This window comes from Arthrobacter sp. V1I7, assembly GCF_030817015.1.
Lineage (GTDB): Bacteria > Actinomycetota > Actinomycetes > Actinomycetales > Micrococcaceae > Arthrobacter.
In genome coordinates this window covers 2,083,781-2,104,069 of record NZ_JAUSYS010000001.1, presented here as the reverse complement: position 1 = coordinate 2,104,069, position 20,289 = coordinate 2,083,781, and the positions used below count along the sequence as shown (strand labels likewise).

Here is a 20,289-nt window from a genome sequence, read left to right as displayed (position 1 = left end):
CCCTCCGCTACGAAAGACGCTCCCCCACCAGGTGGAAGGGAGCGTCTTTCGTTGTACCGCCGGACTGAGGCGGTCATCCCAGGGCACCTCTCGGGCGGTGGGGGCCTACTTCACCGGGCTGTAGCGGGCCAGGTCCGCGGTGTTGGTCGCCGCGCTCATCAGCAGGGCCGCGCCCAGCATGTGCGCTCCCACGAGCAGCGCCGGGATGCCGTTGTAGTACTGGCTGAATCCGATGGCCGCCTGGAGCAGTGTCACGCCCAGGAGCAGGAAGACGGCGCTACGGAACGGCCCGGAGATCCGCCCGCGAAGCACCAGGAACAGTCCGAACATTGCCCCGGCTGTTATCAGGTAGGCGGGCACGGCGTGGATGTGTGAGAACAGGTCCCAGTCCAGGTTGTTCCGCGGAGCGTCGGCGTCGCCGGCGTGCGGACCGGCCCCGGTGACCACGACGCCCAGGCAGACGGCGATGGCGGAGAACAGCGCGACGGCGGTCATCACCGGACGTGCGGCACCCGGCAGGGCGTCCAGTTCGGCGGTCCGGAACTTACCGGTGCGGCCGTGGGCGCGGTTGACCAGCAGGGTGGCGAGGACAACGAGGGCCATGGAGACCAGGAAGTGCAGGCCCACCACCCACGGGTTCAGTTGGGTCAGGACGGTGATGCCGCCGATCACCGCCTGCGCCGGGATGCTGGCGAGCAGGCCCGCGGCCAGCAGGAACAGGTCCCGGCGTTCCTTGCGGAGGTTCCACAGGTACACGAGCATCAGGACGGCGACGGCGGCCAGCGCGAAGGTCAGGAGCCGGTTGCCGAACTCGATGATGCCGTGGATTCCCATTTCCGGAGTGTTCACCAGCGAGGCATCCGTACAGCGCGGCCAGGTGGGGCAGCCAAGGCCCGAGGCGGTGAGCCTCACGGCACCGCCGGTCACCACGAGCACCGTCTGGCCGATCAGGGACAAAACAGCCAGCCGCTTGACCGTCTTGTCGACGGTGACGGGCAGCCGGGAGGTGATCCCGGAGACGATCCGGGGTGGGCGTGACACCGTACTCACAGTTTTCTCAATTCCACTTGAACCAACGGGTTGCCGCTCCGCCGGCGATGGCCGTCCAGAACAGCAGGACAAGCACGGCGGCGGCGTTGATGCTGCCGTGCAGGAAAGCGTCCCTCAGGGCCTGACCCAGCGCACCGGAGGGAAGGAAATGCACCACGGCCTGCGCCAGCGCCGGCAGCCGTTCGGCCGGGATCACGATCCCGCCCAGTGCCCCGAGCAGGATCCACAGCAAATTGGTGATGGCCAGGGTCGCTTCCGGCCGGACCGTTCCGGCGACCAGCAGGCCGAGCGCCGTGAAGGACGCGGCCCCCAGCACCAGCAGGGCCAGGCCCGGCAGCCAGCCTGCAGGCTCGGGCTGCCAGCCCAGCCACAGGGCCACCGCCGTGACCACAACCACCTGCAGGAACAACACAGCCAGCACGGCGAGGACCTTGCCGGCGATCAGGCCGGCGCGGCCCAGGGGGGTCGTGGAGAGGAACCGCAGGACGCCGTAGCGGCGGTCGAAGCCCGTGGAGATGCCCTGGCCGGTGAACGCCGTGGACATGGCGCATAGGGCCAGGATGCCCGGGACGGCGACGTTGATCCGGCTAGAACCGAGCCCGTCCAGCATCGGTGTGACGGTCAGCCCCACCATCGCCAGGAGGGGGAGCACTACTGCGAGGATCAGCTGCTCGCCGTTCCGGAGCATGGTGACCGTCTCGTATTTGCCCTGCAGCACGATCCGCCGCAACAGGGGAGCCGGGGCGCTGCCCAGCGGGACGCCGGGAGCTGGGCTGCCCAGCGGGGCCCGGCCATGCGCTGCACCGCCGGAGGGCCTGGCGCCGGAAACGCGGGTCATCGGATCTCCCTTCCGGAGATGTCCAGGAAGACGTCCTCGAGGCTGCGTGCCTCAAGGCTCAGGGAGCTGGGCATGATCCCGTGCGCGGCCCACCACGCGGTGATCGCGGCCAGGTCGTTGGGCGTGAGGACGCCCGTGGCGGTGTAGCTGCCGGCCCGCGCCTCGGTGACGTCGACGCCGTCGGGCAGCACCCCGGTGAAGTCCAGCCCCGGTTCGGCCTCGAACAGGAGGGTACGGATGTGCTGTTCGCCAGCGGACGGGAGCCGGTGCTGCAACAACTGGGCGACGGTGCCTTCGGCGACGTTCCGGCCGGCGTCGATGATGTAGACGTAGTCGGCCAGGCGCTGGGCGTCGTCCATCAGATGGGTGGTCAGGATGATCCCCATTCCGCGGTCGCGGAGTTCCGAGATCAGCTCGAACACGAGGTGGCGGGACTGCGGGTCCAGGCCCGCGCTTGGCTCGTCCAGGAAGAGCACCTCCGGATTACCGGCGAGGGCTGCGGCGAGGGCGAGCCGCTGCTTCTGCCCGCCGGAAAGCCGCCGGACCGAGGTGCGGCTGAAGCTATCGATCCCGAGGCGGCCGATCAACTCCTCGACGGGCCAGGGATCGTGGTACATGCCGGCGATGTGCCTTAACAGGGGAATGGGCCGGGCCGACGGCGGCAGCCCGCCGTCCTGCAGCATTACTCCGACGCGCGCACGCAACCCGGCTCCTGCCGTATCCGGATCCTGGCCGAGCAGGCTGATACTCCCTGCGGTACGCTTTTGCAGGCCCTGGGCGCATTCAAGGGTGGTCGTCTTGCCGGCTCCGTTGGCACCCAGCAGGGCCGTAACCTGTCCGCGTTCGGCGACGAGGGAGAGTCCGCTGACCACCCGCAGCATCTTGCCGTCGAGGGTGGGCAGTGGACCAACATCCTTGACTAGCCCGCTGATGGACAGGACGGGGGATTCGGGAGATCGCACCAGAGCATTCTACGCGATGTAGTACTGCACGGTCGGGCCGCCGGTCGGCTGCGGAGGGAAGCCATACCTTACTGGAACGCGGGACTAAATTACGACATGATTGTGTTGTGTATTCCATGAGCCCCTCCTCTTCTGCTGCCCTTCCCGGGCACGGTGCGACACGCGCGCCGCAGGTGCCCTCCGCTCCCGTAGCAGCGGTGCATGCTGCCGACGCCGATGAGCGCACCCGGGACCGCGTGCTGAACGCCGTCCTGGAGCATGGACCCATCAGCGCCGCCGAACTGGGCGACCTGCTGGGCTTCACGCCCGCCGCAGTACGGCGTCACCTGGACCACCTTTCCCGCGATGGTGTCATCGAGGTCAAGCGGGTAGCCCGCGCCGGCGCCGGACGCCCCGCCCGCCGTTACGTGCTCAGCTCCCAGGGCCAGTCCAGCCTCGGGAACGACTACCTCGACATCGCCAAGATTGCATTGCGGCGGCTCGGCGAGATGGCAGGACCCGAGGCGGTGCGCCAGTTCGCCGTCGAGCGCTTCGGCGAAATGGAACGCCGCTACGCTCCTGATGTCGAGCAGGCCGGCCCGGACATCACGGCCCGCGCCCAGGTGCTCTCCGAACTGCTGGGCCGGGACGGCTTCGTCGCATCAGCGGCCTCGATCGAAGCCAAGGCACCCCTGCCGGCGGCACTCTCCAGTGTCCAGCTCTGCCAGGGACACTGCCCCATCCAGCAACTCGCCGCAGAGTTCCCCGTGTTCTGCGAGGTGGAGACCGAAGTGTTCTCCAGGCTGGTCGGCGTCGACGTCCGCCGGCTGTCCACCCTGGCGCGCGGCGGCCACGTCTGCACCACCCACATACCTACCGGCCGTCCGGCCGTCACGAGGCTGCACAGCCCCGAAAGCACGCCGGTCAGCCTGGACCAAGTATCCAACCATCTGCAAGAAAGGCCGTGATGACGGACCAACTATCAGAGAAGAAGGTTGCCGAAACTACTGTGATCTCGGAGATTCTGGAGAAGAATCCCGAGCTCCATGGAATCGGCACCTACGAATACGGATGGGCCGACAAGAACGACGTCGGCGCCAACGCCCGCCGTGGTATCAACGAGGACGTTGTCCGTGACATCTCGGCCAAGAAGAACGAGCCGGAATGGATGCTCGATCTTCGCCTCAAGGGCCTGAAGTACTTCGACCGCAAGCCCATGCCCACCTGGGGCGCGGACCTGTCCGGCATCGACTTCGACAACATCAAGTACTTCGTGCGGTCCACCGAGAAGCAGGCCGCCACCTGGGAGGACCTCCCCGAGGACATCCGGAACACTTACGAGAAGCTGGGCATCCCGGAAGCCGAGCGCAGCCGCCTCGTCTCCGGCGTCGCGGCGCAGTACGAGTCCGAGGTCGTCTACCACCAGATCCGCGAGGACCTGGAACAACAGGGCGTCATCTTCCTCGACACGGACACCGCGCTGCGCGAACACCCGGAGATCTTCCAGGAGTACTTCGGCACGATCATCCCGGTGGGCGACAACAAGTTCGCCTCGCTGAACACGGCGGTCTGGTCCGGCGGCTCCTTCGTGTACGTCCCCAAGGGCGTCCACGTCGACATCCCGCTGCAGGCATACTTCCGCATCAACACGGAAAACATGGGCCAGTTCGAGCGCACCCTGATCATCGCCGACGAGGACTCCTACGTCCACTACATCGAAGGCTGCACCGCGCCGATCTACACCTCCGACTCGCTGCACTCCGCCGTGGTCGAGATCATCGTGAAAAAGGGCGCCCGCGTCCGCTACACGACCATCCAGAACTGGTCCACGAACGTGTACAACCTGGTCACCAAGCGCGCCATCTGCGAAGAGGGCGCCACGATGGAGTGGATCGATGGCAACATCGGCTCCAAGGTCACCATGAAGTACCCGGCCGTCTACCTGGTGGGCGAAGGCGCCAAGGGCGAGACCCTGTCCATCGCTTTCGCCGGCGAGGGCCAGCACCAGGACACCGGTTCCAAGATGGTCCACATCGCGCCGAACACCAAGAGCTCCATCGTCTCGAAGTCGGTGGCCCGCGGCGGCGGCCGTGCTGCCTACCGGGGCCTCGTCCAGGTCCGTGAAGGCGCCAAGCACTCGGCCAACACGGTCCGCTGTGACGCCCTGCTGGTGGACACCATCAGCCGTTCGGACACCTACCCGTACATCGATATCCGCGAGGATGACGTGACGATGGGGCACGAGGCCACGGTCTCGCGCGTCAGTGAAGAGCAGCTGTTCTACCTGATGTCCCGCGGCATGCGCGAAGACGAGGCCATGGCGATGATCGTCCGCGGCTTCATCGAGCCCATTGCCCGTGAACTGCCGATGGAATACGCCCTCGAGCTGAACCGCCTGATTGAACTGCAGATGGAAGGATCGGTCGGTTAATGACTGACATCACTACTGAAAAGGCCCGCATCGGCGCGCCGTCAGCCCAGCCGTTCATCAACGGTTTCACCGAAGAAGGCGAAAGCCTTTCGCCGCTCAACGCTGCCGCATCCAAGTCACCGCTGGCGGGAGACGCCGTCAAGCGCCACTCGCACGGCGGCGGCGTCGGCGTTCCGGACAGTTCCCGCGCCGGCCGCCTGACGTCCTACATGCTGGCGGACTTCAAGCCGCTGACCGGTCTGGAGGAGGACTGGCGGTTCACCCCGCTCAAGCGCCTCCGCGGGCTGCACAGCGAAGTCCTCAACGGGGCCGCACCGTCCGTCGCCGTCACGGCCCCGGACTCCGTCACTGTTGAGACCGTCGGCCGCGATGACCGCCGGATCGGGTCCGCGGCCATCCCCGAGGACCGCGTCTCCGCCAACGCCTGGGAGAACTTCACCGAGGCCACGGTCATCACCGTGCCCGCCGAGGTCCAGGCCGAGGGTGAGGTCAGCGTTGTGCTGACCGGCCGGGGCACCGAGGCTTCCGCGCAGCATGTTGTAATCGTGGCGGAGAAGTTCTCCAGGGCCGTCGTCGTCCTGGATCACCAGGGCAGCGCCGTCGTCTCGGAAAACATCGAGATCCTCGTGGAGGACGGCGCACAGCTGACCGTCATCTCGCTCCAGGAATGGAACGACGACGCGGTGCACGCCTCCTCCCAGCAGGTGAAGCTCGGCCGCGACGCCAAGTTCAAGCACATCGTCGTCAGCCTCGGCGGCGACTTGGTGCGCGTCACGCCGTCGGCCCGTTTCACCGCTCCCGGCGCCGAAGTTGAACTCTTCGGCCTGTACTTCGCCGACGCCGGCCAGCACCTTGAGCAGCGCCTGTTCGTCGACCACGCTGTCGCCAACTGCAAGTCCAACGTGCTCTACAAGGGCGCCCTGCAGGGCCGCAACGCGCACACCGTCTGGGTGGGTGACGTTCTGATCCGGAAGGAAGCAGAAGGCACCGACACCTATGAGGCCAACCGCAACCTGGTCCTCACCGACGGCGCCCGCGCTGACTCCGTGCCGAACCTGGAGATCGAGACGGGCCTGATCGCCGGCGCCGGCCACGCCAGCGCCACCGGACGGTTCGACGACGAGCACCTGTTCTACCTGATGGCCCGCGGGATTCCGGAAGAGGTGGCCCGCCGCCTGGTGGTCCGCGGCTTCCTGAACGAGATCATCCAGCAGATCGGGGTTCCGGCCATCGAAGAGCGCCTGACGGCTGCTGTTGAGCGCGAGCTCGCGGCCACGGACAACTAGCGTTCAGCACTAGAGGAAACAGGAAAAGCATCAGATGACAGACCGGCCAAAAGGCGAGCTCGTCTGCAACGCCAGCGAGATCCAACTCAAGCAGGCGCTGCGGATCCTGATCGACGACTACCCCGTAGCCATCGTGAAGGACTCGATGGGAGAAATCCACGCCATCGGCGACACCTGCTCGCACGCGGACATCTCGCTCTCCGACGGCGAGGTGGAAGGCTGCCTGATCGAATGCTGGGGGCACGGCTCCCAGTTCGACCTGCGCAGCGGCGAGCCGCTCCAGCTGCCGGCCTATGATCCCGTTCCTGTCTTTGCCGTGACCATCCAGGGCGACGAGGTGTACGTGGACGTCACTAACGTCCTGAACGGCGCCGAAGCTCCGACCTTCAGCTAGCTGCCCGCAGCCGGCACCCGCACAAGCAAACTTTTCGACGAGAAAACGCACCATGCCGGAGGGCACGGTGCAGAGGAGAACAAGACACATGTCTACTCTTGAGATCAAGGACCTGCACGTCAGCATTGACACCGAGCAGGGCACCAAGGAAATCCTGAAGGGCGTCAGCCTGACCATCAGGACCGGCGAGACCCACGCCATCATGGGCCCCAACGGTTCCGGCAAGTCCACCCTGGCGTCCACCATCGCCGGGCACCCGCGCTACAACGTCACCGCCGGTTCGATCACGCTCGACGGCGAAGACGTCCTCGCGATGAGCGTTGACGCCCGCGCCCGCGCCGGCCTGTTCCTGGCCATGCAGTACCCGGTCGAGGTCCCCGGCGTGAGCATGACGAACTTCCTGCGCACCGCCAAGACCGCCATCGACGGCGAAGCGCCCAAGCTGCGCACCTGGACCAAGGACGTCAAGGCTGCCATGGCGCAGCTGCGCATCGACGCCGACTTCACCCAGCGCAACGTCAACGAAGGCTTCTCCGGCGGCGAGAAGAAGCGTGTCGAGATCCTCCAGCTCGAGCTCTTCAAGCCGAAGTTCGCCATCCTGGACGAGACCGACTCGGGGCTGGACGTTGACGCCCTGAAGGTCGTCTCCGAGGGTGTCAACCGCGCCCACGCCGAAGGCAACATGGGCACCCTGCTCATCACCCACTACACGCGGATCCTGCGCTACATCAAGCCGGACTTCGTGCACGTGTTCGTTGACGGCCAGGTTGTGGAAGAGGGCGGCCCGGAGCTCGCCGACCGCCTTGAAGAAGAAGGGTACGACCGCTACGCCACCGGCGCAGGGGCGGCCACCATCGCTGCTGCCTCGGCAGCAACCCAGGCGTAGTTAGGACTCCGCGATGACCGAACTCAATGTGGCCCGCACGGGCCTCGAGGATGTCGAAGAGGCACTCAAGGATGTGATCGACCCGGAACTCGGGGTCAACATCGTGGATCTGGGCCTGCTCTACGGTCTGAAGTACTCCGACGACGACGGCGCCCTGCTGATTGACATGACGCTCACCACTGCAGCCTGCCCGCTCACCGATGTCATCGAGGAGCAGGTCGGCAAGGCCCTGGACGGGATCGTCGACGAATGGCGCCTGAACTGGGTCTGGATGCCGCCATGGGGTCCGGAACGGATCACCGAGGACGGCCGCGACCAGATGCGCGCCCTCGGCTTCAACATCTAGTCCCCACCGCCTCCCTAGCCTTGCTCCGCTTCGGCCAGGGAAAGCGATCGGCGGACCCGTCTCTCAGAGGTGGGTCCGCCGTCGTCGTTAATCAGTGCCGCAGGTCAGGGAGTGGCGACGCTGAACGTGTCGCACTGGTTGATGTCGCCGGTGCTGTAGCCCTGGTAGAACCACTTCTGGCGCTGCTCGCTGGACCCGTGCGTCCACGCCTCGGGGGACACCCGGCCGGTGGCGGCCTTCTGGATGCGGTCATCGCCGACCGCGGCCGCGGCGGAGAGGGCATCCCTGAGGTCCTGCTCCTGCAGCGGCTCGAGGAACGGCAGCCCGGTGGCATCCGGGGTGGTGGTGGCGTAGCGGGTCCAGAGTCCGGCGTAGCAGTCGGCCTGGAGCTCCACCCGGACAGCCCCCGATTCGGGTCCCTGCGGATCCTGCTGGGCGCGGTCGAGGTTTCCCAGCAGGTTCTGGACATGGTGGCCGAACTCGTGGGCCACGACGTACTCCTGCGCAAGCGGGCCGCCGGAGGAGCCGAAGCGGTCCACGAGTTCCTGGAAGAAGCCCGGATCAAAGTAGGCGGTGCTGTCCGCCGGGCAGTAGAACGGGCCCACCGCCGAGGTCGCGGCGCCGCAGTCGGTGTTGGTGCCGCCTTCAAAGATCACCGTCTCGGGCTGCGGGTACTCCCGGTTGTACTGGGCCAGGTAGGCCGGCCAGAACGCGTTGAGACTGTTGACAGTCCCCAGGATGCGGCAGTCGACCCGGGCATCGGCGTCGGCGCCGGTCTTGCACGCCGGGGCCGTGCTCTGGCTCTGCGCGCCGGGGTCCTGGCTGGTTCCGGCCAGGCCTTCCAGCAGATTGGGGTTGATGCCGAACAGGGCCGCGATCAGCAGGATGATGCCGCCGCCGATGCCGCCGCCCGACCTTGGCGCCGCGGCCCATGCCGCGGCGGTCCTGCACCTGCGAGGGGTCCAACTGGGCATTGTCGTTGAAACTCATGCTGTCACAATATCGTTCGGCGGCAACGCGGGCGCCGCCGGTCGGTAAAGTTGATCCGATGCCTTTTCTCGACAGACTCCAGCACTGGGCCGACGTGCGCCCCGACAGCACCGCCGTCGTCCTCGCCGGGCAGCGCCTGGACTGGGCCGGCCTGCGCGATGCCGCCGCGGACCTGGTGTCGGCGGCACCTGCCGTGACGGTGCTTCCGGCGGACAATTCGCTGGCGTTCGCCGTGGAATTCGCGGCGGCAGTGGCGGGGGAGCGGCAGTGCGCCGTACTGGATCCGTCGTGGCCGCAGCAGCTGCAGGACGCGATCTCCGGACGGATCGCGGCAACGTTCCCGCCGGATCCCAGCGCCGGACTGGGCCTGAGCGGCCGGCCCGGTGACGGGCCCGGGGACGGACTCCGTGACGCGCTGATGGACGGGCCGCCGGCGTCGCCGTTCCTGATCGGGCTGACCTCCGGCACCACCTCCGTCCCCAAGGCCTTCACCCGCAGCCGGGAGTCCTGGCGGATATCGTTCGACGCCTCCATCGAGTTCTTCGGGCTGACCGCGGAGGACAGGACCCTGGCGCCCGGTCCGCTCGCCGCGAGCCTGAACCTCTACGCCCTCGCCGAATGCCTGCACGCGGGCTCGGAGTTCCACGCCCTGAAGCAGTTCGACGTCGGCGACGCGCACGCCGCCGTCAGCCATGACGGGATCACCCGCCTGGTCCTGGTCCCCACCATGCTCAGGCTCCTGAGCGAGCGGGGCCTTGCCGGCGGCGTTGACGCCTCCGGCATCCGCAGCATCGTCTGTGCCGGTTCCAAGCTCGACGCCCGGACCCTGGAGGCGGCGCGCCGCTGGGCGCCCAACGCCACGATCTTCGAATACTACGGCGCCTCCGAGCTCAGTTTCGTCGCCGGCGCCGGCCTCCGGCCCGGGCAGCATCCCCAGCTGGGCGGAACCGGGATCGGAAAACCGTTCCCCGGGGTGGAGATCCGGATCCTGGACGGCTCCGGCGCCGAGGTGCCGGAGGGAGCCGACGGGAACATCTGCGTCCGCAGCGGCATGGTCAGCGACGGGTACCTCTGGGGCGACGACGGCCAGGCCCTGCAGTCCTTCGACGGCTGGTACACCGTGGGGGACCAGGGCTACCTGTCCGGCGGGACGCTGCACCTGCTGGGGCGCCGCTCGGACATGATCATCACCGCCGGCACCAACGTGTACCCCCACGAAGTGGAGCTGGCCCTCGCCTCCGTTCCCGGCGTCGCCTCGGCGGTAGCCGCCGGCCTCGCCGACGATCTCCGCGGACAACGCGTGGTTGCCGCCGTGGTGCCGGCCCAGGGGGGAATCACCGCTACCCAGCTGAGGGCGGGCGTGGAAGACGTGCTGGCCCGGAACAAGCGGCCGCTGGAGTATTTTGCCCTGACCGAGCTCCCCCGCTGACCGACCGCGGCAAGCTCAGCCGCCAGCTCCTGCTGGACTGGATCACCGGGACCGACCCCAGGATCCGCCGTCTTGGCTGAGACCGGCACGGCGGCCCTTCCGGAAGACCGGCAACCGGTCATCATCGCCGCGCGCCGGACCCCGGTCTGCCGCGCCAACGGGGTCCTGAAGTCACTGCGCGCGCACGAGCTGCTGGCCCCGGTCCTGCGCAGTCTCCTCGACGATGCCGGTGTGCCGCCCGAATCGGTGGCCGATGTCGTGATCGGCAACGCCGTCGGCGGCGGCGGGAACGTGGCCCGGCTCGCTGGACTCGAGGCCGGCCTGCCGGTCAGCGTTCCCGGACTCACCGTGGACCGGCAGTGCGGCTCCGGGCTCGACGCGATTGCCCTCGCCTCCCGGCTCGTGGCCGCCGGGGGCGGCGCCGTGTACCTGGCCGGCGGGGTGGAAAGCATCAGCACGGCGCCGCTGCGGGCGCACCGGAACAGCGCAGGCGAGCCGGAGTTCTTCCCGCGGGCGCAGTTCGCGCCGGCCGGCTACGGCGACCCGGACATGGGCACGGCTGCGGAAAACGTGGCCGAACACTTCCGGGTGGGCCGGGCGAGCCAGGATGAGGCTGCGCTCCGAAGCCACCGGCGCGCCCTCGCTGCCGCCGCTTCCGGGGCGTTCAACGCCGAAATCGTTCCGCTGGCAGGCGGCCGGGGCCCGGACGGCACCCCGCCGGTCATCGCCGACGACGGCCCCCGCCGCGGGCTGACCGCGGCCGTGCTGGCGCGCTTCCCCCCGGTGTTCGTGGCCGGGGGCACCGTCACGGCCGGGAACTCCTGCTTTGACGCGGACGGTGCGGCCGCCGTCGTGATCACCTCGGTGGAGCGTGCGCGCGAACTCGGCGCCCGCAACGGCCTGCTGGTGCTCGGTACCGACACCGCAGGGGTAGACCCGCGGCTGCTCGGGATCGGTGCGGCCGCGGCGGGGGAACGGCTGCTCGCCGCGCACGGGCTCACGGAAGCGGACCTAGGCCTGGTCGAGTTCAACGAGGCGTTCGCTTCCCAGACGATCGCGTGCCTCGAGCGGCTGGGCATCGACCCGGTACGGGCCAACCTCGACGGCGGCGCCCTTGCGCTGGGCCACGCCTACGGGGCCTCCGGCGCGGTGCTCGTCACCCGGCTGCTGGCCCAGGCCCGCCGCGCCCCGGTGCAGGGGCAACTGGCCCTGGCGCTGATCAGCATCGCCGGGGGCATGGGCACGGCCGCACTGCTGGAATACCGCACGCTCGACTGACCTCGGGGGACATGCTCATTCCTGGGCTCACGATCGGGGGACATGCTCATTCCTGGGCTCGCGACCGGGGGACATGCTCATTCCTGGGCTCGCGACCGGGGGACATGCTCATTCCTGGGCTCGCGACCGGGGGACATGCTCATTCCTGGGCTCACGATCGGGGGACATGCTCATTCCTGGGCTCGAACAGTGGACATAGCGGCATTATGTCCAGTGCCCGCGGGCAGGGGAGGGCATGTCCCGCGGGGGGGGGTGCCGGGGGACGCGGGTCAGGCTTCCGGGTCCTCGGCTTCGCCCAGTCCGCGCGCGGCGAGGGCTTCACCGGTCTGCCGGGCGAAGGCCACGGTGGTGATGAAGACCGGGAGCACCAGGGCTCGGGGGTTCCGTTCCAGGCCGCGGGCGCGGGCGGAATCCCGGACATCGGAATAGGCGCCGGCGATGAACGGAATGCTCCGCAGCATGATGGCAATCGTCAGGGCAAAGCGTTCGGGGTCCGCGCCGAGGCGCCGGAACGGCCGGGCCAGGGAGGCCACCCCGTCCAGCAGCGCCTGGACCGGCGTCGTCGCCGTCAGGATAGACGCCGCCACGATGCAGATCAGCACATTCAGCACAATCCGGGCGGCGGTAGGGCCGCCCAGCTGCCACCACTGGAAGAGGCCGATCACGGCGAGCACCGGCAGCACCGGCCGGACCGCGCGCAGCAGGCGTGCCGGCCCCGCCCCGCTGAGCAGAAACAATCCGCACATCAGCGCCAGCATGCCGGCCGCCACCGTCCAGTCCGCGACCAGGAAGGACGCCATGCCGCAGCCGAGGACCAGGACAAATTTCAGCCACAGCGGCGCCCGGTGGACCACGGAGCCGCCGGGCACATAGTTTGCGAACAGGAACCCGGAACCGCTCACCGCTGCTGCTCCCGGTGCGGCACGGCAGCGCGGGGCAGCTCGAGCCCCGCCGCGCTGACGGCACGGTAATGCTCGACGGCGGCGGACGGGCCGCCGTCGAACACGACCCGGCCGGCGTGCACCACAAGGACGCGGTCCATGTCCTGCGCGAGCTCAAGGTCGTGCGTGGACAGGATGACCTGCTGGCCAAGGCCGGAAAGCGTCCGGCGCAGCAGTTCCCGGTTGCGCAGGTCCAGCAGCGTGGAGGGCTCGTCCAGCACGAGCACCTCCGGGTCCACGGCGAGGACGGCGGCGAGGGCCAGCAGCTGGCGTTCGCCGCCGGAGAGTTCGTAAATGCTCTGGTCCACCAGCGGCAGCAGCCCGAAGCGGTCCAGGGTGGTCTCTGCCTGCCTGCGCCGCTCCGCGGCGTTCCGGACCGAGCGCCGGAGGGAGAGCTCGACATCCTCACGGCCCGTGGGCATCACCAGCTGGGACAGCGGATCCGTAAAGACAAAGCCCACACGGCGTCGGACGTCCCGCACCGCGCGGACAGTATCCAGACCGCCCACGAGCACGGTGCCGCTGCTGGGCGCCACGAGCCCGTTCAGGAGCCGCAGCAGGGTGGACTTGCCGGAACCATTGGCGCCGATGATGCCGATCCGCTGTTCTGCCAGGTCAAGTGACAACCCCTCAAGCAGGGTTTTGGGCGCGGCGCGCCCGTCAACGTCGACCCGCACCGCCACCCGGTCCAGGACGATGTTCACGGGCGGGCGCCACCCGGCAGCACGTCACCCGGCAGCACGTCACCCGGCAGCACGTCACCCGGCAGCACCTCACCGGGCAGCGGGTCGGCCTTCCGGGCGCGGCGGAGCAGCAGGTCCGGGAAGGCCTTGTGCAGGGACAGCGCGATGGTTACGGCCAGGGCGTTCTTGATCACGTCACCGGGGTAGAAGGCCAGGTCTGCGAGGAAGGCCTTGGAGAAGTCCAGCTTCGCGTTCACCATCATGCCGAGGACACCGAGGCCGTGGACAAAGATGATGCTGCTCACCATGGCGGCCGCGAACAGCAGCACTGCCCGGAGCCGGGCGGCCCTGCCCGCGGTCCGGCGGAGCACAATGGCAGCCAGCCAGCCCACGGCCGCGGCGGCGAGCGGGAAGGCCAGGATGTAGCCGGCGGACGGTCCGGCCAGGACGCCGAGTCCGCTGCGGCCGCCGCTGAAAATCGGCAGTCCGGCCAGTCCCAGGAGAACGTACAGCCCGACGGCGGCGAAGGCCCGCCCCGGGCCCAGGGCCAGACCCGTAAGCATGACCGCCAGGGTCTGCAGCGTGATGGGCACCCCGAGACCGCCCACGGGAATCGCGGCGATCAACGCGGAGCCGGCCACGAGCGCGGCGAAGACGGCGATCAGCCCGAGATCCGTGGCGTCCCAGCGGCCGCGGCGCGCAGGCGCCCCCGTGCCGGCAGAAGGCGTGCCGGCAGAAGGCGTGCCGGACGAAGGACTGCCGGACGAAGGGATGCGGACGGGGGTGGGCGAAGCGCCGTCGGTCTGGGTCATGGTTGTCCTGTCGAGTCAAAGGGGGATCAGTTCTTGCTTCCGACGATACGGCGGCGCCGCGGCGCCTTTTTTGTAGGTGCTCCACTAACCGGCGGCGCGGATGCTGGAGGACGCCGCCAAAGGCGGCCCCCAGCCGGAGACAGGGGCCTTGTCATCCGGCGGAGGCAGGGCCGGTAGACTGGTAGAGGCCGTTCTCTCGGCCGCACTGCCCCGGCGCCTTCCAGATTCCTCCGTTGTGCCGCGGCTTTCCCTGTTGTGAAAGGCCTTAGCTGCATTGATTACCGTCCAGGATCTCGAACTGCGCGCCGGCGCCCGCCTCCTCATGGACCAGGTGAGCTTCCGGATCGACAAGGGAGACAAGATCGGCCTCGTCGGCCGTAACGGTGCAGGCAAGACCACGCTCACCCGGGTGCTCGCAGGCGAAGGCCTGCCCGCCGGCGGCAAGGTGACCAGCAGCGGCGAAATCGGCTACCTGCCGCAGGATCCCCGGACCCCGGACATGGAGCAGCTGGCCCGCGACCGCATCCTGTCCGCCCGCGGCCTGGACATCGCCGTCGGAAAGCTCCGGCAGACGCATGAGGACATGGCCAGCGAGGACGCCGAAGTCCAGCGCAAGGCCATGAACCGCTACGACCGGCTCGAATCCGAATTCCTGGCTGCCGGCGGCTACGCGGCCGAGGCTGAGGCCGCGGCGATCTGCTCCAATCTGGCCCTGCCGGACCGGCTGCTGAACCAGCCGCTCAAGACCCTTTCCGGTGGCCAGCGCCGCCGTGTGGAGCTTGCCCGCATCCTGTATTCGGGTGCCGAGACCATGCTCCTCGATGAGCCCACCAACCACCTCGACGCCGACTCCATCTCCTGGCTCCGCGAGTTCCTCAAGAACCACCAGGGCGGCCTGATCGTGATCAGCCACGACACCGAGCTGCTCGAGGCCACGGTGAACAAAGTCTTCCTGCTGGACGCCAACCGCGCCCAGATCGACTTCTACAACATGGACTGGAAGCGCTACCTCCAGCAACGCGAAACCGATGAGCGGGCCCGCAAGCGCGAACGCGCCAACGCGGAGAAGAAGGCCCAGGTCCTCTTCGACCAGGCCAACAAGATGCGCGCCAAGGCCACCAAGGCCGTCGCCGCGCAGAACATGGCCAAGCGTGCCGAACGCCTCCTCGGCGGCCTCGAGGCAGTCCGCGAGACGGACCGCGTGGCAGCCCTGCGCTTCCCGGATCCCTCGCCCTGCGGCAAGACCCCGCTCACCGCGGACGGCCTCAGCAAGTCCTACGGTTCGCTGGAGATCTTCACCGACGTGGACCTTGCCATCGACCGCGGCTCCAAGGTCGTCATCCTGGGCCTCAACGGCGCCGGAAAGACCACCCTGCTGCGCATGCTCGCCGGCGTTGACAAGCCGGACACCGGCAAAGTCATTCCCGGCCACGGTGTGAAGGTGGGCTACTACGCCCAGGAGCATGAGACGCTCGACGTCGACCGCACCGTCCTGCAGAACATGCGCTCCTCCGCCCCGGACATGAACGACGCCGAGGTGCGCGGCATCCTCGGGTCGTTCCTGTTCTCCGGCGACGACGTCGACAAGCCCGCCGGGGTGCTTTCCGGTGGCGAGAAGACCCGACTGGCGCTGGCCACGATCGTCGCGTCGAGTGCCAACGTGCTGCTTCTCGACGAGCCCACCAACAACCTCGACCCGGCCAGCCGCGCCGAAATCCTCGGGGCCCTGAGCAACTACACCGGCGCCGTCGTCCTGGTCAGCCACGATGAAGGTGCCGTCGAGGCGCTGAACCCGGAGCGCGTCGTCCTCCTGCCCGACGGCGTCGAGGACCTCTGGAACGAGGACTACCTGGACCTGATCACGCTGGCGTAGGGCGCTGGCTGGCGGGTCCAAAACCCTCCGTGCCGTTTCGCGCAGCGCTGTTGCGGACGTCGCTTTTTCGGGCTAGCGGACGCCCATCTCTTCGGCGCCGGTGATCCTCCGGAGCTCCTCGTAGCCGATCGAGAACATCGATTTGTGGTCGCCTGCCCCTGCCCAGAGCACGGGGTGGACTGCCAAGGAGCTGTCCAGCAGGGTGCGGATCTTCTCCGGATGGCCCACCGGGGCTACGCCGCCGATCTCCTGTCCGGTGTGTGCCAGGACGAAGCCGGGTGTGGCGCGGCGGATCTTCCCGGCGCCCAGCTGGGCGGCGACCTTCCGGACGTCCACCTTGGCGGCACCGCTGGCCAGAATCAGCAGGGGCGCGCCCGCCAGGTCGAACACGAGGCTGTTGGCGATCGCAGCGGGCTCGCAACCGAGCGCGGCCGCCGCGGCGGCCGCCGTCGGGACCTCCGAATCGAACACGGTGACCGTGTCCTCGGCGCCCGCCGCGGTCAACGCCTGCTTCACGTTTGCTACCGGTTCCGGATACATGCGGCGCTCCTTCAGTAGCCCTGGGCGTCCAGGATGGCGTCTTCCTCTTCCTCCGCCGTGGCGTGTTTCCGCTTGCGGGGCGAAGGCCGGCGGCGGGCCACCGGCGCGGTCGAGTGATGGAAGCCGCCGTCGTCGGCAGACTCTTCCGCGTCCTCCGCGTCGATGGCCGCGTTCCGGGCCTGCTGCCGGGCCGCGTAACCGAAGCCGATGAACATCAGCACGCCGAAGGCGAACCACTGCAGTGAGTAGGACAAGTGGGTGCCTTCCTCGGTGGAGGGTTTGGGGAAGGCTACGGGCATGTCCGCCACGGACGGGCTCTCCGACGCCAGCTGTCCATAGGCGCCGCTCAGCAGCGGATAGCCGAGCTGCGTGGAGTAGGCGGCCAGGTCAATGGACGCCAACTGCCCGTCCGGGGCGCCGCGCTGCAGTTCGGGCTCGGCGTGCTTGAGCCGGGCCACGACGGTCACGTTGCCCGCCGGCGGCGCGGGAACCGAGTCGGGCCGGCCGGGATTGTTGTTGCCGATGGGCAGCCAGCCGCGGTCGATCACCACCGTCTCGCCGGTCTCCAGCCGGAACGGGACTACAACTTCGTAGCCGGGCTGGCCGTTGAGCGGGCGGTTGCGGACGACGCGCTGGCCGTCCGCGTCGTAGCTGCCCTTCAGTTCCACCTGGGTCCACTCGCGGTGCGCGTCCAGGCTGCTGAACTGGTCCCTGACCTCGGCAAACGGTACAGGCGTGGCCGAGTAGTTGGAGGTGACGCGGTTGATTTCGGCCAGCGCCTCGGCCCGGCGGTCCATCTGCCAGCGGCCGAGGAAGACACAGGCAGTCGCGAAGATGGCGGCCAGCAGGAGATAGCCCAGCCACTTGCTGGAAAAGAGGAAGCGATACATTCAGCCGGCCTCGCCAGCCGGGCCAAGGGCCACGGTTTCCTTCCAGAGACCGCGGGTCTGGAGGTAATCCTCCAGCCAGGGCCGGTGCTCGGAACAGGCAAGCCAGATCTTCCGCCGTTCGGGCGTGTGGATCTTCGGGTTGTTCCAGAGCAACTGCCACTGGGCTCCGGCCCTGCATGCTTTCCGCGAGCACACCGCTTCGGCGGGGCCCGGCGTCGGGCTCCCGTTCCGGGCAAGGTCAAACAGGCTCATGAAGCAGCCCGCCCGTGGTCGCCTTCATCGTCAGCAAGTCCATCCTCTTCTTCGATCAATTCGCCCTGCAACAGAGTTATGGAAGCATCTTCAGCCCCGTCGGCCGCCGGCCCTGCGGCTGCTCCGGGCGCATCCAGTTCGGCCATGGGAGCGTAGTCCAGCAGCGAGTCGCTGTGGATCTCCGCCTTATCGCTGCCGTTGGCGATGATCACGGCAATCCACGGCAGGAACACGGCGCCGATCACGGGAAGAACCTTGAACCAGCCGTCCACCACAAAAATCAGGATCAGGCACACCATGCGGATGCCCATGGCCACGGCGTACTTGATCATCCGCTGGCGCATCTCTTCCGAGTGTGCCGTCGCGGCGTCAGTGATGCTGTGGACCTCAGTGTCAGCGGAAAGCGCGTCGCGGTCCCCGGGCATCGCTTCACCGGGTCGGTTTTTGAGTGTCAAGGCTGTCAGATCACGCTCCCAAGGCTTACTTCAATTCTCGCACCATCGGGGGAGCCGCCCAAACGCGCTCGGCCCGGACGCTAAGATCGGAGGCAGGAAAATCCAGTCCCCAGCGCGGCGCGTCCGCCGCAGAATCCGGAGCACCACTATGTCTGAAGCAGCATCCACCGGCCGCAGCGTCCTGATCACCGGCGGTAACCGCGGGATCGGCCTTGCCATCGCAGAATCCTTCCTTGCCAACGGGGACAAGGTGGCGGTCACGTACCGCAGCGAGTCGAAGCTGCCCGCGGGTGTCCTCGGCGTGAAGGCCGATGTCACGGACGAGGCTTCGGTGGACGCCGCCTTCGCCGAGGTCGAGGCCGCGCACGGGCCCGTCGAGGTGCTCGTGGCCAACGCCGGCATCACGAAAGACACGCTGCTGATGCGCATGAGCGAGGACGACTTCACCTCCGTGATCGACACAAACCTCACCGGCGCCTTCCGCGTAATCAAGCGGGCGTCCAAGGGCATGATCCGGGCCCGCAAGGGACGCGTGGTGCTCATCTCGTCCGTCTCCGGTCTCTACGGCGCCCCGGGGCAGATCAACTACTCGGCCTCCAAGGCGGGCCTGGTGGGGATCGCCCGGTCGCTGACCCGCGAGCTGGGCGGCCGCGGCATCACCGCAAACGTCGTCGCGCCCGGCTTCATCAACACGGACATGACGGCGGAACTGCCCGAGGCGACGCAGAAGGACTACCTGTCCAAGGTCCCCGCCGGCCGCTTCGCCGAGGCCTCCGAAGTCGCCGATGTCGTCCGCTGGGTAGCCAGCGAAGAAGCGTCCTACATCTCCGGCGCGGTCATCCCGGTCGACGGCGGCCTGGGCATGGGCCACTAAAGGCGGCACTCTTCGACGGACGACGTCGGACGCGGACGGGACGACGTCGGACGCGGCGGGCCAACGTCGTCCGGGACGCCATGGCCGTCCACCTGGTCAGCCGCGCCGGATCCTTTCGCCCTTAAGGTGCGCCCGGTAGCGGGTGTTTAATGGGGCTACAGCTCCTGACTATGCCGCGGCAGGAGCCTGAATCAGGAGGAATATCATGGCTGAACCCAGCAAATGGGCGCCCTCGGACGTGCTGGAGCCGATCAAGCGTTTCCTCGAAGGCGACCTTCCGATGACGCCGTCCATCAAAGTGGAGCAGTACCTGGACGGGGACACCCTGGTGGTCCGGGCGGAGGTGCCCGGAATCGATCCCGAGACGGACGTCGACGTCTCCGTGAGCGAGGGCATGCTCAATATTCAGGCCGAGCGCGAGGAAAAGTCAGAACACAAAAGCAAGACCGGGTACCGCTCGGAGTTTCGCTATGGCTCCTTCCAGCGCAGCATCGCCCTGCCGCCCGGTGCCAAGGAAGAAGACATTACCGCCAGCTACAAGGATGGCGTCCTCGAGGTCCGGGCCCCAGCACCGGCCACACCGCCGGAGGCTGGCACCAAAAAGAAGATCCGGGTCGAGCACACCTGATCATTCCAGCCGGCGGGGCCCGCGGCGGAATCAGTCCGCCGCGTCCCGCGCCTGCCGAAGCCAGCCGGCCACTTCCTCGTCTAGTTCGTCGACGGTGTGCAGTTCAAGGTGATGCATCCACACGCCGGGTGACGGCTCCACCACTTCCTTGAACCGGTCCGATGCGATCCGCAGCGGCAGCGCGAGGGAAAGCACGGCGGGAACGTCGGATTTCAGGTATCTGCCCGGCCACCAGAGGTATGCGAATCCGCGCTTCCCGCCAAAGGCCACCTGGCTCTTCGTGCTCCGCAGGGCCGGCGGCGTTGGGGACGCCAGCAGCCGCTCCACGGCGTGGAACAGCTCCAAGCCCTGTGGCGAGCCGCTGAAGACCTCCTCGGGCGTCGATTCCTCACTCACGCCCCGCGGCATCGCGTTCCCGTGAGCGTCGTGGCTGGAGACCTTCCGGACGCCCGTCCCATGACCGCGAGCCTAC

The 20,289-nt window shown here is 68.2% G+C and carries 21 protein-coding genes and 2 pseudogenes; 11 read left to right on the top strand and 12 right to left on the bottom strand.

Translation table 11 applies throughout. The features are described from left to right. Positions 1–105: 105 nt before the first annotated feature. Genes QFZ69_RS09845 through QFZ69_RS09835 form a run of 3 tightly spaced genes read right to left on the bottom strand, consistent with a single transcriptional unit; the run spans position 106 to position 2,850 of the window. Positions 106–1,050 carry a heme A synthase gene (locus QFZ69_RS09845; RefSeq protein ID WP_306917716.1) on the bottom strand — a complete coding sequence of 315 codons (945 nt, stop codon included), beginning with the start codon at positions 1,048–1,050 and terminating at the stop codon, positions 106–108. A 7-nt stretch (positions 1,051–1,057) separates the two neighbouring features. Next, entirely contained in the window at positions 1,058–1,888 is an 831-nt protein-coding gene (locus QFZ69_RS09840) for an ABC transporter permease (RefSeq protein ID WP_306917714.1), read from the bottom strand. After that, positions 1,885–2,850 (bottom strand): ABC transporter ATP-binding protein, encoded by a 966-nt coding sequence (locus QFZ69_RS09835; RefSeq protein WP_306917713.1) that lies wholly within the window; start codon positions 2,848–2,850, stop codon positions 1,885–1,887. The genes QFZ69_RS09840 and QFZ69_RS09835 overlap by 4 nt, the downstream gene beginning before the upstream one ends. Before the next feature lie 116 nt (positions 2,851–2,966). On the opposite strand from QFZ69_RS09835, the gene QFZ69_RS09830 reads away from it, so the two are divergent. From QFZ69_RS09830 to QFZ69_RS09805, 6 genes are all read left to right on the top strand, one after another. Further along, positions 2,967–3,797 (top strand): helix-turn-helix transcriptional regulator, encoded by an 831-nt coding sequence (locus tag QFZ69_RS09830; RefSeq protein WP_373461868.1) that lies wholly within the window; start codon positions 2,967–2,969, stop codon positions 3,795–3,797. Beyond that, positions 3,797–5,260, top strand: a complete 1,464-nt coding sequence (sufB, locus tag QFZ69_RS09825) for a Fe-S cluster assembly protein SufB (protein ID WP_306917709.1) — start codon at positions 3,797–3,799, stop codon at positions 5,258–5,260. Before QFZ69_RS09830 ends, sufB begins: the two co-directional genes overlap by 1 nt. Then, entirely contained in the window at positions 5,260–6,546 is a 1,287-nt protein-coding gene (gene sufD, locus QFZ69_RS09820) for a Fe-S cluster assembly protein SufD (RefSeq protein WP_306917708.1), read from the top strand. The genes sufB and sufD overlap by 1 nt, the downstream gene beginning before the upstream one ends. A gap of 34 nt (positions 6,547–6,580) precedes the next feature. Continuing rightward, a complete protein-coding gene (locus tag QFZ69_RS09815) occupies positions 6,581–6,940 on the top strand; it encodes a non-heme iron oxygenase ferredoxin subunit (protein WP_306917705.1) in 360 nt (119 codons plus the stop codon). Between the two features lie 88 nt (positions 6,941–7,028). Further along, positions 7,029–7,826 (top strand): Fe-S cluster assembly ATPase SufC, encoded by a 798-nt coding sequence (sufC, locus tag QFZ69_RS09810; protein WP_306917704.1) that lies wholly within the window; start codon positions 7,029–7,031, stop codon positions 7,824–7,826. A gap of 13 nt (positions 7,827–7,839) precedes the next feature. Further along, the gene (locus tag QFZ69_RS09805) at positions 7,840–8,172 is read left to right on the top strand and encodes a metal-sulfur cluster assembly factor (RefSeq protein ID WP_091561601.1); all 333 of its coding nucleotides are present in this window, start codon (positions 7,840–7,842) and stop codon (positions 8,170–8,172) included. 104 nt (positions 8,173–8,276) lie between these two features. On the opposite strand, the pseudogene QFZ69_RS09800 reads toward QFZ69_RS09805, so the two are convergent. Then, positions 8,277–9,162 (bottom strand): annotated as a pseudogene (locus QFZ69_RS09800) (neutral zinc metallopeptidase). 58 nt (positions 9,163–9,220) lie between these two features. Here QFZ69_RS09800 and QFZ69_RS09795 point away from each other — a divergent pair. Together QFZ69_RS09795 and QFZ69_RS09790 are read left to right on the top strand one after the other, a co-directional pair. After that, positions 9,221–10,671: pseudogene (locus tag QFZ69_RS09795) on the top strand (class I adenylate-forming enzyme family protein). Further along, positions 10,664–11,869: a thiolase family protein gene (locus QFZ69_RS09790; RefSeq protein WP_306917698.1), complete on the top strand. Its 1,206-nt coding sequence runs from the start codon at positions 10,664–10,666 to the stop codon at positions 11,867–11,869. Before QFZ69_RS09795 ends, QFZ69_RS09790 begins: the two are co-directional and overlap by 8 nt. A gap of 269 nt (positions 11,870–12,138) precedes the next feature. On the opposite strand, the gene QFZ69_RS09785 is transcribed toward QFZ69_RS09790, so the two are convergent. The 3 genes from QFZ69_RS09785 to QFZ69_RS09775 are packed head-to-tail and all read right to left on the bottom strand — an operon-like array spanning position 12,139 to position 14,305. Continuing rightward, the gene (locus QFZ69_RS09785; RefSeq protein ID WP_306917696.1) at positions 12,139–12,771 is read right to left on the bottom strand and encodes an energy-coupling factor transporter transmembrane protein EcfT; all 633 of its coding nucleotides are present in this window, start codon (positions 12,769–12,771) and stop codon (positions 12,139–12,141) included. After that, positions 12,768–13,514 (bottom strand): energy-coupling factor ABC transporter ATP-binding protein, encoded by a 747-nt coding sequence (locus QFZ69_RS09780; protein ID WP_306917695.1) that lies wholly within the window; start codon positions 13,512–13,514, stop codon positions 12,768–12,770. Before QFZ69_RS09780 ends, QFZ69_RS09785 begins: the two co-directional genes overlap by 4 nt. Continuing rightward, positions 13,511–14,305 carry a biotin transporter BioY gene (locus tag QFZ69_RS09775; protein ID WP_306917694.1) on the bottom strand — a complete coding sequence of 265 codons (795 nt, stop codon included), beginning with the start codon at positions 14,303–14,305 and terminating at the stop codon, positions 13,511–13,513. Before QFZ69_RS09775 ends, QFZ69_RS09780 begins: the two co-directional genes overlap by 4 nt. A gap of 274 nt (positions 14,306–14,579) precedes the next feature. On the opposite strand from QFZ69_RS09775, the gene QFZ69_RS09770 reads away from it, so the two are divergent. Then, positions 14,580–16,178 carry an ABC-F family ATP-binding cassette domain-containing protein gene (locus QFZ69_RS09770; RefSeq protein ID WP_306917692.1) on the top strand — a complete coding sequence of 533 codons (1,599 nt, stop codon included), beginning with the start codon at positions 14,580–14,582 and terminating at the stop codon, positions 16,176–16,178. Positions 16,179–16,250: 72 nt separating this feature from the next. On the opposite strand, the gene QFZ69_RS09765 is transcribed toward QFZ69_RS09770, so the two are convergent. The 4 genes from QFZ69_RS09765 to QFZ69_RS09750 are packed head-to-tail and all read right to left on the bottom strand — an operon-like array spanning position 16,251 to position 18,315. Beyond that, on the bottom strand, positions 16,251–16,718 hold the full coding sequence (locus QFZ69_RS09765; RefSeq protein ID WP_306917690.1) for a YbaK/EbsC family protein: 468 nt from the start codon (positions 16,716–16,718) through the stop codon (positions 16,251–16,253). An 11-nt stretch (positions 16,719–16,729) separates the two neighbouring features. Then, a complete protein-coding gene (locus tag QFZ69_RS09760; RefSeq protein ID WP_306917688.1) occupies positions 16,730–17,608 on the bottom strand; it encodes an SURF1 family protein in 879 nt (292 codons plus the stop codon). Then, complete coding sequence (locus QFZ69_RS09755) at positions 17,609–17,860, bottom strand: hypothetical protein (RefSeq protein ID WP_306917686.1); 252 nt, start codon at positions 17,858–17,860, stop codon at positions 17,609–17,611. It abuts the gene before it with no gap. Then, entirely contained in the window at positions 17,857–18,315 is a 459-nt protein-coding gene (locus tag QFZ69_RS09750; RefSeq protein WP_306917685.1) for a DUF3099 domain-containing protein, read from the bottom strand. Before QFZ69_RS09750 ends, QFZ69_RS09755 begins: the two co-directional genes overlap by 4 nt. Before the next feature lie 148 nt (positions 18,316–18,463). Between QFZ69_RS09750 and QFZ69_RS09745 the strand changes: the two genes are divergently transcribed. Both QFZ69_RS09745 and QFZ69_RS09740 read left to right on the top strand, forming a co-directional pair. Beyond that, a complete protein-coding gene (locus QFZ69_RS09745; RefSeq protein ID WP_306917683.1) occupies positions 18,464–19,189 on the top strand; it encodes a beta-ketoacyl-ACP reductase in 726 nt (241 codons plus the stop codon). Between the two features lie 205 nt (positions 19,190–19,394). Then, positions 19,395–19,817, top strand: coding sequence for an Hsp20/alpha crystallin family protein (locus QFZ69_RS09740; RefSeq protein WP_306917681.1), 423 nt, complete (start codon positions 19,395–19,397; stop codon positions 19,815–19,817). A 30-nt stretch (positions 19,818–19,847) separates the two neighbouring features. Here QFZ69_RS09740 and QFZ69_RS09735 read toward each other — a convergent pair whose 3' ends face one another. Next, the gene (locus QFZ69_RS09735; protein ID WP_306917679.1) at positions 19,848–20,213 is read right to left on the bottom strand and encodes a DUF5655 domain-containing protein; all 366 of its coding nucleotides are present in this window, start codon (positions 20,211–20,213) and stop codon (positions 19,848–19,850) included. Positions 20,214–20,289: the final 76 nt, after the last annotated feature.

Bases quoted from the DNA above. Each gene is read 5' to 3' on its own strand.
- QFZ69_RS09840 (WP_306917714.1), bottom strand. From the start codon at position 1,888: ATGACCCGCGTTTCCGGCGCCAGGCCCTCCGGCGGTGCAGCGCATGGC.
- QFZ69_RS09830 (WP_373461868.1), top strand. From the start codon at position 2,967: ATGAGCCCCTCCTCTTCTGCTGCCCTTCCCGGGCACGGTGCGACACGC.
- sufB (WP_306917709.1), top strand. From the start codon at position 3,797: ATGACGGACCAACTATCAGAGAAGAAGGTTGCCGAAACTACTGTGATC.
- sufD (WP_306917708.1), top strand. From the start codon at position 5,260: ATGACTGACATCACTACTGAAAAGGCCCGCATCGGCGCGCCGTCAGCC.
- QFZ69_RS09815 (WP_306917705.1), top strand. From the start codon at position 6,581: ATGACAGACCGGCCAAAAGGCGAGCTCGTCTGCAACGCCAGCGAGATC.
- sufC (WP_306917704.1), top strand. From the start codon at position 7,029: ATGTCTACTCTTGAGATCAAGGACCTGCACGTCAGCATTGACACCGAG.
- QFZ69_RS09805 (WP_091561601.1), top strand. From the start codon at position 7,840: ATGACCGAACTCAATGTGGCCCGCACGGGCCTCGAGGATGTCGAAGAG.
- QFZ69_RS09775 (WP_306917694.1), bottom strand. From the start codon at position 14,305: ATGACCCAGACCGACGGCGCTTCGCCCACCCCCGTCCGCATCCCTTCG.
- QFZ69_RS09765 (WP_306917690.1), bottom strand. From the start codon at position 16,718: ATGTATCCGGAACCGGTAGCAAACGTGAAGCAGGCGTTGACCGCGGCG.
- QFZ69_RS09760 (WP_306917688.1), bottom strand. From the start codon at position 17,608: ATGTATCGCTTCCTCTTTTCCAGCAAGTGGCTGGGCTATCTCCTGCTG.
- QFZ69_RS09755 (WP_306917686.1), bottom strand. From the start codon at position 17,860: ATGAGCCTGTTTGACCTTGCCCGGAACGGGAGCCCGACGCCGGGCCCC.
- QFZ69_RS09745 (WP_306917683.1), top strand. From the start codon at position 18,464: ATGTCTGAAGCAGCATCCACCGGCCGCAGCGTCCTGATCACCGGCGGT.
- QFZ69_RS09740 (WP_306917681.1), top strand. From the start codon at position 19,395: ATGGCTGAACCCAGCAAATGGGCGCCCTCGGACGTGCTGGAGCCGATC.